Here is a 13,694-nt window from a genome sequence, read left to right on the forward strand (position 1 = left end):
AATCACCATCGACCACGGTCACTCCGGGGCCGTCGCCGGCAAGTCATTGTCCAGGTAATCTTCATCGGTGATGTAAAGCAGGCCGCCGACGACCTTGTAATCGAGGTGGAGCTGGCGAAGGATCAGCCGGAGGGTGGTCCGGAGCGGGATCCCTTCGAGATTGATGGTCACGGTCGAGGCCATCGTGTGATCGGAATCCGCGAGTCCGTGGGGATCGATATAGATCGGGATCCCGATGGGCAGGCCGGCGGCCTCATCCTGGGTCGATTGCTCGATATATTTCTTCACGTCTTCCAGCGGTATTTCCTGCGGGAAGTTCATCGAGATTCTCTCTTCGAGTTTCTCGAGTATTGCCTTGTTCTTCGGCTCGTCGGCGGGCAACGTCTTGATGGCCAGCGGCTTACGCGGGGAGGACGCCCCACCCTCGAAACCGGGCTCGATCGAGGGGGCCGGTCCCTGGGGTAGGGCCGTACCGTTGAGAGTCCAGAGATAAGCCTCGTTGAGGAGGTAGGACGCTTCGATCGAATCCAGCTGGGAAATCTTCCCCTCCTTCAAGGCAACCTTGGCTCGTTCCTGGTTGAGTTCCATCCGCTTGAGGTGGGCTTCGAGTGTGGCCCGGCGATCCGGCTCGTCGATCCCCGGGGCCGAGATCGCCTCGGCCAGCCTTCGGGACCAGGTCAGATACGAGGGATCCGTCGGAGACGCTTGCCCCTGGGCGATCCGCTGATCCAGGAGCTTGATGGCCTGTCTCGCGAATTCCGCCTGGACCTCCTGAGCATCTCGCAGGCTGCCTACCTTGGGCGTGGCAGCGCTCCGATTCGCTTCGATCGGCGAGGATTCCGCCGGACGAGTTACAACCGGAGCCTGCTTCGGCGTCGGCGCCTCCGAGGGCCCGGCCCCTTGATAGGCGATCACGCCCGGGACGGCGAGCGTGCACGAAACCAGCAAGACTGCCCCGCCGATCTTCAAGTTGGTCGTGAACATGGTGCCGATCACTCCTTCCATCAAGGCGATGGCCTGGGCCGAGACGATCCCGACCTTCAAGGCCTGTCCGGCCGCGAGCTGGGCCGCGGCCCGGGTGGTCGATGTGACGAGTCGAACCGGGACGGCGGCCAGGGTCCCGCGAGTCAGGGTCGAGGCGACGGCGGGCAGGGTGATCCCTCGGCGGACCAGTCGGACCTTGAGCCGGTCCCGGGCGCGGGACAGTCGCCCCTTGACCGTCCCTACCGGCCATCCGAGACGCTCGGCGGCCTCCTCGTGGGTCAAGCCGTCCAGGTAGCAGAGAACCACCGCCATCCGGTCGTTGGCGGGAAGGCGGTGGACCTCCTCGCGAACCTGCGACTGGAGTTCGCGAAGCTCCGCATCGAAGGTCGCCACCGCCTGGGGCCGGGAATCCGCCCCCGAACGTTCATGGACCCTCCGACGGACGGCATCGGCGCGAGCACGGAGCGCGACCTTGCGAGCCACCCCGTACAGCCAGGGGCCGAGGAGATCGCGGTCACGAAGCCGCGATGCTTTCCGGACCAGGACCAGGAACGTCGCCTGGAAAGCGTCCTCGACATCGTTGGGATCGGCGAGCACCCCCCGGCAAACCCCGAGGACCATCGGCCCGTGCCTCTCGACGATCGCCCCGAAGGCGATCTCGTCGCGAGTCTCGACGAATCGGTCGAGGAGCTGACCCTCGCTCAGGCCCGCCACGCTCCCGCCCTGGAAGAGCCGATGGAGGTTCCCGAGGATCATCGGCCACGGCCGCTGGATCATGACGAAGAATCTCCCCCCAGGCGCGATCGGATCGCCTCATACTGCCAGGAGGGGGAGGATTGGATACAGATTTTCCCCGAATTTCGAAGGGCCGACCCATAGGCCCGGATCAGTTCCGGACGGCCAGGAGCTTGCGGGCCCGGTCGCGGAGGGCGGACCAGGGAGAGGGAAGGTCGCGGAATGCCCCCTCCTCGGGCTCGACGGCCAGGGGTTCGGGGCGGCCCGACTCGTTCACCTGGACGAACTGCATCAGGCTGTCCACCCAGGGCTTGGATCGGCCGGGCAGGGGGGTCCCGCTCAGGGCGACCACCACCTGGGCCCTCGCCCGGTGGACTTCTCGACCTCGGATCTCGACCACCAGGCCGATCGAGACGGGGTCGTAGCACCGGAGGTCGAGGACCCGTTTCAGGACCAGGTTGGCCGATGGCCCGACGGCCCGATAGGCCGTGGCATAGCCGGCCTCCAGGACCAGCGAGAGCATCGCCCCGGCATAGAGGGTCCCGTGGTGATTGGCGTCGCGCGGGAGGATCAGGCGATGGGTCAGGGTCTCGAGGTCGGGCGTGGTCGGCATCGGGTCGGGCTTCCGGATCGGCCTCTCGGGTCGGGACGACACGTCGCCCGATCTCGGCCATGAGAAGAATTGGAGAATCGCCCCGAATCTCCCCCGCCGAGACCGGTCGGGATCCACGGGGTTCGTCCCGAGCCGGATTGCTCGACCCAGGCCCGCGGGGTTTCCCTGCCGTCCTGGACTAGCACGACCCGGATCGAACGTCGAAATCCGATCGGCCCCCGGAGAGATCCGCCGAATCGGCCGAAGGTGGACGGTCCCGATCTCGGGTCTCGGGATCGATTTCCAGTTTTTTCTAGCATCGACCGCAGTTAGGGTTTATCTTGATCCGCGATAGAAGTCAAACCACGATCTGTCCAGGCCAAGTCGCCCGATCGGGACCACACCTGCGGATGGAATCGCCCGTGCCGAAGCCTCGCGGCCGAGCCTACCGGAGACCCATCATGGGCCATCTCCCCTGCCGGGACCGACCTTTCTCGACCTGACCCGGTCTTCCTCTCATCCCGCTAAACCCATCCGGGGCCCCGCGAACTCAACGCCGGCCATGGTAAACCATTGGCCATGATCCCGCTTAAAATCCCTGCCCACTTATGCGACAGCCCTCTCGTCCGGATAATCTCTTTATTAAAAACAAATGTGCCGTGAAGGAATATCGATGATGACTCCATCCAATCGACCAACATTCGATTTACCGATGTCCAGAGCCGGTAAGGCCCAACATTCGTTCTCGACCCGTGCTGGTCGAGTGCCCGTTGAGAATTATTTCCAGGACGTGGTGTCCCAAAATGCCAAACGGTGCCGTAACTCAACATGTCGAATCAACGAAAAGAACCTCGAAGCCGAGGCTATCGGTTGGAATCGCTCGTCCTCGACGCGATTTTGAATCCCACCGAAACCGCTTCCCTCCGGAGTTGCCCAGGCTTTCGTCCCATTCTCTCAGAAACCTAGAACGCTGGAGGAATCGAGGCGAGCTTACCATCCCAAGAATTTTTGATTGGCCTGATCTTTCGTAAAAATTCCAAATCCAGATCCGGTCGATTGCAAACCATTCGCCGGTGACCGCCGACCGATTGCGATGCGTCTACCGACGGGTTCAGTGGCTTGATGGTCGATACCCACACTATTCCCTCTCGAACTCCGCATGAGGATGACCGCCACGAAGAGACATCAGTGGCCCGGCGCACCCTCCCTGATGAATTCGAGATGAGGGCAACCGGCCTCTCGATCTGGTCTGAGCGAGACACGACCATGCATTCCTCCATCTTTCAATTCCTGGAACACCTCCGAATCGAACGCAACTCGTCCCCGCACACGGTCCGCTGCTATGAAGATGACCTGGTCCAGTTCGAGTCTTACCTGATCGAGTCGTCGGGAAATTCGGCGGACCCGACGAAGACGGATGCTCGTCGGCTTCGCTCCTTCTCGGCCTGGCTCAGCGGCCAGGGCTACGCGGCGAGCACGATCGCTCGACGACTGGCCAGCCTCCGGTCGTATTATCGCTATCAGCGACGCCAGGGCGTCGTGACGACCGACCCCGTCGGCGGACTCCGAAACCCGAAGCAGCCGCAACGATTACCGAAACTCCTTCGCGTCGACGACGTGATCCGCCTGCTCGACGGGATCCCGGTCGCGGATGCGGCGGGGGTCCGCGATCGGGCGATGTTCGAGACCCTCTACGGTGGCGGGCTCCGGGTGAGCGAACTGGTCGGGCTCGACCTGGACGACCTGGATGGGGAATCGTCGATGGTCCGGGTCCGCGGCAAGGGGCGTCGCGAGCGGCTCTGCCCGATCGGCGCGATGGCCATGGACTGGATCGAGCGATGGAAAGTCTGCCGCCGGCCCAAGAAATCGGGAGAAGTGGCACTGTTTTTGAACCATCGGGGGACTCGCCTGACCTCACGGAGCGTCGGTCGCCTGCTGCAAGAGCACCTGATCTCCCTGGGTTTCGATCCCTCCTCCAGCCCTCACACCCTGCGACACAGCTTCGCGACTCACCTGCTGGACGGCGGGGCGGATCTCCGGAGCGTCCAGGATCTGCTCGGCCATCGGAGCCTGACGACGACCCAGATTTACACCCACGTGACCCGAGAGCGTCTCATCGATGCGTATAACGAGGCACACCCCCGTGCCTGAAACCAATGTTGGGCCGCCCTTCATGACCCGCCTGGACCACGCGTTGTTGTTTTTTGACGATCTCCGCGCCGTGATGTATAGGAAAATCGACACGTCTCCTTCCTCTGCGAATTTTCCCACGGACCATGGCCGGGCCGATGAGGAGGCCGGGATGATTCCCGGCCTCGCGGGTGACGTCGCGGACCTGGTCCGATCAGTCGAAGTGTGTTCACTCATTCCCTCAAGGATGACGCACCGGCCCCTGTTGCCTCCGGCGGGCGCCCCTTCCGAGAGAATGACACCATGATTCAATCTCGAATTCTGATCATCCACCCCGAGCCCTCGATATTGGCCCTCCTCGGCTCGATGCTCCATTCGCTGGGCCACCAGATCGACGAGGCGTCCAACGACCGTGCGGCGGTCCGTCGGATGGAGCGGGGTGGGATCGACCTGGTGATCGCCGGGATCGACCCGTTCGATCCCGAGGCCCTGGAACTCCTCTCGTTCTCGAGGAGGAAGTACCCGCAGGTCCCGGTGATCCTGCTGTTCCCCAACGCGAATCCCGAACGGGCCCGCGAAGCGACCCGGATGGGAGCCGCCGCGGTCCTGAAGTTCCCCATGCCGGCGACCGAACTCCGGGCCGCGGTGACCCAGGCGTGCGAGCAGCCCCACCTCTCGGCCGCATCGAATCCCGCGAGCAATAGCTATTCCGGCTCGATGAACGGCACTCCTTCCCATCGGAGCACCGTCGATCCTTCCCTCATCGAGCCGGCCCAACAAGGCAAGGCGTCGATCGAGAACGGCTATCCCCGGAACGGTTCCTCGGTCTCGCTCCCCGCAGCGATCTCGCTCCCGAACGTCCTGGGCGAAGACCCCACGCTCCGACAGGCGGTCGACCTGGCCGCGACCGTCGCCCCGGCCCGCGCCACGGTCTTGATCGTCGGCGAGCAGGGGACGGGGAAGTCGCTGATCGCACGCTCGATCCATCAGCAGAGCAGCCGTCGAGATCAGCCCTTCCTGGAAGTCTCCTGTGCGGGGATCGACGAGCTGGGACTGGAGCGGGAACTCTTCGGCCAGAGGTTCGAAGGGGAATCCTCCGAGCGGGCGGGCCGCCTGGCCCGGGCCGATCGGGGAACCCTGCTCCTGGACGAAGTCGCCGCGCTCTCCCCCTCACTCCAGAGCCGGCTGCTCCGCGTCCTGGTCGATGGGGAATTCGAGCCGATGGGATCGACCCAGTCGATCCAGGTCGACGTCCGATTCATCCTGGCGACCCGCGAGAATCTCCCCTCGCTCGTCGAGCAGGGGAAGTTCCGCCGCGACCTCTTCGAGAGGATCAACGGCATCTGCCTGAAGCTCCCGTCGCTCCGACAGCGGGGACACGACGTGATCCAGCTGGCCGATCACTTCCGCGACCGATTCTCCCGAGAGTTCGGCAAGCCCGTCGTCGGCTTCACGCCCGACGCCCAGGATCTCCTGCTCCGACACGACTGGCCGGGGAACGTCCGGGAACTCGAAAGCGTCGTCCAGCGGGGCGTCGCCCTCAGCCAGGGCCCCCGAGTCACCTCGGCCAATCTCGCCGTCGGGATCGCGCCGGCCCGGTCATCCAGGCCCTCGGCCTACGCACCCCGGATGGGCATGCATGTTGAGCTGAATAGCCTCCGGCCCCTCAAGGAAGCCCTGGAGGAGCCGGAGAAGCAGATCATCATCGCGGCCCTCCGGGCCCTGAACTGGAACCGTCAGGAAACGGCCCGGGTCCTCGACATCAACCGGACCACGCTCTACAAGAAGATGAAGAAGTACGGGCTCTTGATGGAGGAGCCGGCCCTGCTGAACTGAGGACGCAGGGCCGCCCCAAAACCCGCGTCCTCAGGGTGATGCCGACCCCACCATTCCTGGTCGGAATTTGCCAAGGCCGGCGTTCCCTCCCCCATCAGAGAAGATCTCTCGGATTCTCGGAAGCCGGGCGGCCCTCGCGAAGGACCGACCCGGCTTCGTCATGGAAGGACGGGGGAGAATCGGCAGTGACCTCACCCTCGCCCGGATTGTTCGAGATTGCACGGGCCCGCGAGCCCTGTAAGATTGCGGTCGCGTGGTTCACCGCGGACCTCATCAAGGTCCGCTCCAGGCGCGGTCAACCGACGGGAGTGGCGACGATGGATCGTCGATGGAAGATCGTCCTCGGGGCGATGGTGTGGGCCGTTGGCACGGCCCAGGCCGAGGAGATCCCGTTCCTGGGGCGTGTGGCGCCCATCGTGGTCGAACGGTGCCTGAGCTGCCACAACCCGAAGAAGGCGATGGGGAACTACCGGGTCGACACCTGGGCCCGGATGATGGCCGACTCCAGGGCGGGCCCGATGATCGAGCCCGGACGGCCCGACGATAGTCTCTTCCTGATGCTCATCGAATCGAACGAACCGAACGGCCGGATGCCCAAAGGGAAGAAGCCGCTGCCGGCGGCCGAGATCGCCATCCTCCGCCGCTGGATCGAAGAAGGGGCCCGGGGCGAAGGGATCGATCCCGACTCCGAGTTGGCCGGATTGGTCGCGCGGGCGAAAGCGGCCAGGCCTCGCTGAATTCCGGCCGAGAGCGAAAGGGGACCTGGCTCATGAATCGGATCGAACTCGGGAAGTCGGGGCTGTTCGCCTCGCGGATCGGCCTCGGGTTGGCGGCGCTCGGGCGGCCCGGCTATATCAACATCGGACACTCGGAAGACCTCCGGCGCGGCCTCGATGTCGACGCGATGGAGTCGCACGCCCACGCCGTCCTGGATCTCGCCTGGGAGTCCGGAATCCGATATTTCGACGCGGCACGTTCCTACGGGCGGGCCGAGGAGTTCTTGGCGCGATGGCTCGACGCCCGGAAGATCGATCCCGGGGCGGTGACGGTCGGATCGAAGTGGGGATATACCTACACCGCCGGCTGGAAGGTCGACGCCGATCGGCACGAGGTCAAGGATCACTCGCTGGCGACCCTCGAACGCCAGGTGTCCGAGAGTCGCTCGACGATCGGAGGCCATCTCGGACTCTACCAGATCCACTCCGCCACCCTGGAGAGTGGCGTACTCGACGACCGAACGGTCCTGGAGGCGCTCGGCAGGCTCCGCGATGGCGGGCTGATCATCGGGCTCTCGCTGACCGGGCCTCGCCAGGCCGAGACGCTCCGGAAGGCGCTCGGGATCACCATCGGGGGTCGGGGCCTCTTCGGTGCGGTCCAGGCCACCTGGAACCTCCTGGAGCGATCAAGCGGGCCAGCGCTGGCGGAGGCGCACGAGGCGGGCCTCGGGGTGATCATCAAGGAGACCCTGGCCAATGGACGGCTGACCGATCGGAATGACGACCCGGGGTTCGCTCGGGCGCGATCCCTCCTGGATCGAGAGGCGAATCGGCTCGGGACGAGGCCGGATGCCCTGGCGATCTCGGCGGTTTTGGCCCGTCCCTGGGTCGACGTCGCGTTGAGCGGCGCGGGAGGCGTCGAACAACTGCGGTCCAACTTCGGTGCGATCTCGGTCGCCTGGGACGAACGGGCCGAGGTTGCCCTCCAGGCCATCACCGAGGAGCCGGAGTCCTACTGGACGACCCGGTCGCGATTGCCCTGGAATTGATCGCTCGGATCGATCGACGACGAATCGGGCCTGCTTATCGGCCCGACTTCTCGGCGACCTGGACGTCGAGATTCATCCGGCCGCCGATCTCCCGGAAGCCGGCTTGCCAATCGCTCGCGGGAAGCCCGGGAGGCGCGACGACGTGCGCGGACATCGAGAACAAGGGGGCCCCGCTGGTTGGCGCGGGAGTGCACTCGGAATCCATGGATTCGATGCTGATCCCTCGTTCGGATAGGTGGTGGGCGATCTCGTGGATGATCCCCTCGTGGTCGGCACCCTGGACCTCGATCCGATAGGCCGCCCATCCGGGATGGGCCTCGGCATAAGTCCGCTCGGCTTCGGTGGTCGTCGCCTTGTAACCACGGGACGTCAGGTGTTCGAGGTCGGCCAGCATGCCGGCGTAATGCTCGTCCGGCATCGTGGCGAGCATCAAGATCGCGAATTCGCCGCCCAGTCGGGCCATCCGGCTGGTCTCGACATTCCCTCCGCGATCGAGCAGCAATCTGGTGACTTCGTCGACGATCCCGATCCGGTCGGGGCCGGTCAGGGTCAGGACGAAATTCCGTGACATCGAGGACCCTCCTCCAGTCAGGCTGGAGAATGCGCGAGCCGGAAAAGAGTAAGGGCCTGCTCAAGGCAGGCCCCCGGTTGATTCAGTTCGGTCGGTCGATCAATAACGACCGCCGCCCCCGCCGCCGCCGTAGCCGCCGCCACCGCCGTAGCCGCCGCCACCACTCCGGCCGCCACCACCGCCGTAGCCGCCACCGCCGCCACCGCCGTAGCCGCCGCCGCCGCCCGAGCGGGGTTCGCGAGGCTTGGCCTCGTTGACCGTCAGGTTCCGACCGTCATGATCCTGCCCGTTAAGGCCCTGGATGGCTGCCTGAGCCTCGGCGTCCGAGCCCATCTCCACGAACCCGAAGCCCTTGGAGCGGTTGGTGTCCCGATCGATGATAACCTGAGCGCTCTGCACCGTGCCGAACTGGGAGAACAGGGCTTCCAGGTCGGTTTCGTTCACGGTGTAGGTCAGGTTGCCCACGTAAAGCTTCTTACCCACGGTCAAACTCCGGAATGAGGCGGGAACGACCCTCGGGATACTTTCAGGGTCGAGAAGAAAGGGGCTTCCGTTGAAACCCGATGAGGCGGGAGAGGCGATGGAGCGAAGCAAAGACCGGATCGGTAAGAACCAGCGGTGCTACTCGGTCGTCAGGCCAGCCAATCCAAATTTAGCAAATCCTGCAACAAACCGATAGAACAATCCGTTGACTCTTTCGAGCCTCGTCAAACAACCTGGTTGTTGATGGGCAGGGGAACCCGTTTGATAGGAACCACAAAGGGGTTTTCGAAGATTGGGGGCCTCCCAGGGCGGCCGAATTCTTGACAGGAATTCGGTCCCGGATACTCCCGGGAAATCACGAATCGCGAATCAATCTTCGGGGACTCCTCCGGCCCGAGGATCGATCAGGCCGGTCCGGGCCGATCTCCGGGTCTTCAGGAGCAGTTCTCGGATGGTCTCGATCTCGATTGGCTTGACCAGATGATGGTCGATCCCCGCCGCGCGAGACCGGCGCCGATCCTCCTCCAGGCCCCATCCGGTCACCGCGATCAGCAGGGCCTCCCCGGACTCCGGCGCATGTCGGAGTCGTTCGGCCACCTCGTAGCCGCTCATCCCCGGCAGGCCGATGTCGAGCAGGACGACATCCGGGCGGAATTCCCGGGCCAGCTCGATCGCCCGGCTCCCGTCGTAGGCCACCTCGACCCGTTGCCCCATCAGCCGGATCAGGCATCGGGCCAGGAGATCCGCCGCGTCCTGATTGTCGTCCACGACCAGGACCCGCAACCGGGGCAGCTCGGCGGGATCGCCCCGCTGCTTCGATCCGCTCGACGGGGCGGGGCCTTCCGGTTGGCGGAAGATCGCCGGCAATCGAACCACGAATTCCGAGCCCAGGCCCAGGCCTTCGCTCTCCGCCGTGATCGTCCCACCGTGCAATTCCACGAGCTTCTTGACCAGGCTCAATCCGATCCCGAGCCCGCCTTGAGAGCGGTCCAGCCGCCGCTCGACCTGCAAGAACGTATCGAAGATCCGGCCCCGCATCTCGGGATCGATCCCGATCCCATCATCCGACACGCGAATGACGATCTCGTCCCCTTCGCGGTCGACGTCGATCCCGATCCGACCACCGGGGTTCGTGAACTTGGCGGCGTTGCCCAGGAGGTTCGAGAGGATCTGCTCCATCCGGGTCGGGTCGACCTCGACCTGCCAATCCTCCCGGGAAAGGCGGACCTCGAGCGTGTGCCCGCTTTCCTCGATCAGGCGACGGTTCGCTTCGACCGCCTCGCGAATGATCGAGGCGATCCCCCTCGCCCGTTTGCGCAGTTCGATCGTCCCGCGGGTGATCCGGGACAGGTCGATCAGGTCCTCCACCAGGCGGGCCAGGTGCTCGACCTGGCGATCCATCATCGCCCGGAGCGGCTCGATCGAGGGCTCGGCGATCTCCGCGTACTTGAGCAACTCCAGCCCGGTCCGGACCGGCGCGAGCGGGTTTCGCAGCTCGTGGGCCAGCGTCGCCAGGAACTCGTCCTTGCGGAGGTCCGCCTCCCTCGACTCCTGCTCGGCCCGCTTCCTCTCGGTGATGTCGACGCAGACGCCGATCAGCCGGTCGGGACGGCCCTGCCGATCGCAACAGCGCCTGCCCCGGTCCTGGACCCAGCGGACGCGCCCGTCGGGGTTGACGAATCGATATTCGATCCGATGACTCTCACCCTGATCGATGGTCCGTCGGATCGCACTCGCGACGCGCTCGCGGTCCTCCTCGTGGATCATGCCGAGGAAGGCCTCGAAGGTACCAGCGAACGTGCCGGGTGACACCCCGCACATGGCCTCCAGGTCGGAGGACCAGGTGAGTCGGGAATTCGAGAGTTCGCAGGTCCAGTTGCCGATGCCCGCCACCTCGATGGCCAGCCGGAGCCGCTGATCGCTCTCCTCCAGGGCCCGGACCGATCGACGCTTCTCGGTGATGTCGCGAAAAATCACGACCACACCGCAGACCGCACCGGCCCGATCTCGGATCGGGGAGGCGCTGTCGTCGATGGCCCGGGTCGTCCCATCCCGGGCCAGCAGGAGAGTGGGCCGGAGGAGGCTCACGACGTCGCCTCGCCGGATCGCGTGCGCGGCCGGGCACTCGACCTCGGCCCGTGTTTCCTCCTCGATCAGGCGGAGGACTTCCAGCAGCGGGAGGCCTGAGGCCTCCGAGGAGGTCCAGCCCACCAGACCTTCGGCGACGGGGTTGACCATGACGATCAGGCCGCTCCGATCGGTCACGATCACGCCGTCGCCGATGCACTCCATCGCGATCCGGAAATGCTCGATCGGGATGGGTTCCCGGTCCCGCCGACTCCCGATGGCCAGGACGATCGAGAGGTTCACCGCGAAGTAGACGGGGAGGCCGAGCGGATTCGAATTCCAGGCCACCAGGGCCGGGAGGCCCGGATTGCGGAGGATCACCGACGCGTCGTCGGCCACGAGCGAGCCCAGCACGGTCGCCAGCAGCGATGGCCCGATGCCGCCCGCGCGGGCCGTCAGCAGGACCGCGAGATAATACCCCACGAAGGGAAATCGATCGCCGAGTAAGGGAGCTAGCATCACCTGCGCGAACGCGGCCAGGCCGACCGCGATTATGGCGCCCGAATAAGCCAATGACATCGCCCAAAACTTCTCGACGGACCTCCGATCAGCCGCCTTCGGGGATGTCATCATGAGCCCACACGTTCCGGTCGAATGATTTCAAAGGAAGGGATCTGCTACAGATCCGAGCCATCGACATTCGAGAACACGACTCCAAGCCTCGATCTCTTCGAAATTCTTTAGTTACAGCAAATTGAAGGCCGAGATTCGGGCGGACTCGACCGACGGCGCGCATCGGCCGCCGGTTGGGGACCAAGCCACCGGGCGGGAATCGGTGGCGTCCCCTCACCGGGGACGTTATCCTTCAAAGACGGCCGCGCGTCGCGCGGTGGGAGGATCGAAGGCCGCCCCGAGCCTTTCGTCCTCGCCCGAGCCCGGGTTTCCGGTCATGGGGTCGCCATGCGTCACTTTCCGCCCTCGAAGGCCGGTCACCCCAGGTTCTCCCGGAGGTTCGCCCTCCAGGCCGGAGCCGTTGGCCTGCTCGGCCTCGGGATGGACCATCTCTCGATACTCCGCACGGCCGCGGCTGCCCCTGGGGTATCGCGGGCCCGGTCCGTGATCTTCATCTTCCTGTCGGGCGGGCTGGCCCAGCATGAGAGCTTCGATCCCAAGCCCGACGCCCCCGAAGGCATCCGGGGCGAGTTTCGACCCATCGCCACCCGGACCCCCGGCGTTCAGATCTGCGAGCACCTTCCGCTCCTGGCCGCCCGGAGCCAGCTCTGGTCGATGGTCCGGTCGCTGACCCACGCATCGCAGGATCATTCCGAAGGCCACCACATCATGCTGACCGGCCGGTCGGACCTGCCGACCGGATTCAATTCCTCCAAGCCGCAGCCGACGGACTGGCCCTCGATCGCAGCCGTGGCCGGGGCGGTCACGCCCCCCAGGAATAACCTCCCGCCGGCGATCGTCCTGCCCGAGCGGCTGGTCCACAATACCGGGCGGACGCTCCCCGGCCAGTTCGCCGGGGTGATGGGGCCGCGTCGAGACCCCTGGTTCATCGAGGCTTCCCCATTCGATCCGAAGGCTTACGGGGCCTTCCCCGAATACGAATTCGATCACCAGGACCGCCAGCGGAGCCCTCGCCGAGAGAACTTCATCGTCCCCGACCTGACGCTCCCCGAGGGGCTGCAAGGGCCGCGATTCTCGGGCCGACTGGGCCTGCTCGAACACCTCGATCGCCAGCGAGCCGAGCTCGAAGGGTCGGGCAACCTGGGCCGCTTCGACGACCACCGCCAGGCCGCCGTCTCGCTCCTGACCGACCCCCGCGTCCGAAGCTCGTTCGACCTGAGCGAAGCCGACCCCTCGGTGCTCGACCGATACGGCCGGAACTCCTTCGGCTGGTCGCTCCTGATGGCCCGTCGCCTGGTCGAGGCGGGGGTCGCGCTGGTGCAGGTCAACCTCGGCAACAATGAGACCTGGGACACGCACGGGAACGCCTTCCCCCACCTCAAGGACAACCTCCTCCCGCCGACCGATCGGGCCGTCTCCGCGCTCCTGGACGACCTGAACGATGCGGGCCTGCTCGACTCGACGCTGATCGTCATGGCCGGCGAGTTCGGCCGGACCCCCCGGATCTCGCTGCTCCCCTCGGCCTACAAGCTCCCCGGCCGCGACCACTGGGGGCACGCCCAGTCGGTCCTGCTCGCCGGAGGCGGCGTGGTGGGGGGTCGCGTGGTCGGCTCGACCGACCGGATCGGGGGCTATCCGGCATCCAATCCCCATTCGCCCGAGGACCTGGCGGCGACCATCTACCGATCGCTCGGGATACCGCCGCTCGCGGCCTGGCAAGATGACCTGGATCGTCCCCATCAGGTCTATCACGGCGAACCGATCGCCGAACTCTTCTGATCCGCGACTCTCGACGAGGATCGACGTCAGGCCGGCGCGACCAGAGAGCCAGGCCGGACCTCTCGCGGGATCGTCGGCTCGAAACCGGTAGTCTCGATGAGGGGTGCCGCGTCCAGGTG

The 13,694-nt window shown here is 65.5% G+C and carries 11 protein-coding genes; 5 read left to right on the forward strand and 6 right to left on the reverse strand.

The window, feature by feature from the left end; genetic code table 11:
* Nucleotides 1–18: 18 nt before the first annotated feature.
* Together P12x_RS25695 and P12x_RS25700 are read right to left on the reverse strand one after the other, a co-directional pair.
* Nucleotides 19–1,761, reverse strand: coding sequence for an RNA polymerase sigma factor (locus tag P12x_RS25695; RefSeq protein ID WP_435007877.1), 1,743 nt, complete (start codon nt 1,759–1,761; stop codon nt 19–21).
* A gap of 109 nt (nt 1,762–1,870) precedes the next feature.
* Complete coding sequence (locus P12x_RS25700) at nt 1,871–2,374, reverse strand: acyl-CoA thioesterase (protein WP_435007878.1); 504 nt, start codon at nt 2,372–2,374, stop codon at nt 1,871–1,873.
* 1,203 nt (nt 2,375–3,577) lie between these two features.
* Between P12x_RS25700 and P12x_RS25705 the strand changes: the two genes are divergently transcribed.
* From P12x_RS25705 to P12x_RS25720, 4 genes are all read left to right on the forward strand, one after another.
* The gene (locus P12x_RS25705; protein WP_435007879.1) at nt 3,578–4,462 is read left to right on the forward strand and encodes a tyrosine recombinase XerC; all 885 of its coding nucleotides are present in this window, start codon (nt 3,578–3,580) and stop codon (nt 4,460–4,462) included.
* A gap of 282 nt (nt 4,463–4,744) precedes the next feature.
* Nucleotides 4,745–6,277 (forward strand): sigma-54-dependent transcriptional regulator, encoded by a 1,533-nt coding sequence (locus tag P12x_RS25710; RefSeq protein WP_435007881.1) that lies wholly within the window; start codon nt 4,745–4,747, stop codon nt 6,275–6,277.
* Between the two features lie 317 nt (nt 6,278–6,594).
* Entirely contained in the window at nt 6,595–7,014 is a 420-nt protein-coding gene (locus P12x_RS25715) for a c-type cytochrome domain-containing protein (protein WP_435007882.1), read from the forward strand.
* Nucleotides 7,015–7,046: 32 nt separating this feature from the next.
* The gene (locus tag P12x_RS25720; protein WP_435007883.1) at nt 7,047–8,042 is read left to right on the forward strand and encodes an aldo/keto reductase; all 996 of its coding nucleotides are present in this window, start codon (nt 7,047–7,049) and stop codon (nt 8,040–8,042) included.
* A 34-nt stretch (nt 8,043–8,076) separates the two neighbouring features.
* On the opposite strand, the gene P12x_RS25725 is transcribed toward P12x_RS25720, so the two are convergent.
* The 4 genes from P12x_RS25725 to P12x_RS25740 form a co-directional block, all read right to left on the reverse strand.
* Nucleotides 8,077–8,613, reverse strand: a complete 537-nt coding sequence (locus P12x_RS25725) for a glycine cleavage system protein R (protein WP_435007884.1) — start codon at nt 8,611–8,613, stop codon at nt 8,077–8,079.
* Between the two features lie 99 nt (nt 8,614–8,712).
* Nucleotides 8,713–9,096 carry an RNA recognition motif domain-containing protein gene (locus P12x_RS25730; protein ID WP_435011726.1) on the reverse strand — a complete coding sequence of 128 codons (384 nt, stop codon included), beginning with the start codon at nt 9,094–9,096 and terminating at the stop codon, nt 8,713–8,715.
* 369 nt (nt 9,097–9,465) lie between these two features.
* Nucleotides 9,466–11,742 carry a hybrid sensor histidine kinase/response regulator gene (locus tag P12x_RS25735; protein WP_435007885.1) on the reverse strand — a complete coding sequence of 759 codons (2,277 nt, stop codon included), beginning with the start codon at nt 11,740–11,742 and terminating at the stop codon, nt 9,466–9,468.
* Between the two features lie 279 nt (nt 11,743–12,021).
* Nucleotides 12,022–12,225, reverse strand: a complete 204-nt coding sequence (locus P12x_RS25740) for a hypothetical protein (RefSeq protein ID WP_435007886.1) — start codon at nt 12,223–12,225, stop codon at nt 12,022–12,024.
* Nucleotides 12,226–12,279: 54 nt separating this feature from the next.
* On the opposite strand from P12x_RS25740, the gene P12x_RS25745 reads away from it, so the two are divergent.
* A complete protein-coding gene (locus tag P12x_RS25745) occupies nt 12,280–13,575 on the forward strand; it encodes a DUF1501 domain-containing protein (protein ID WP_435007887.1) in 1,296 nt (431 codons plus the stop codon).
* Nucleotides 13,576–13,694: the final 119 nt, after the last annotated feature.

It is taken from the genome of Tundrisphaera lichenicola, assembly GCF_051175385.1.
GTDB lineage: Bacteria > Planctomycetota > Planctomycetia > Isosphaerales > Isosphaeraceae > Tundrisphaera > Tundrisphaera lichenicola.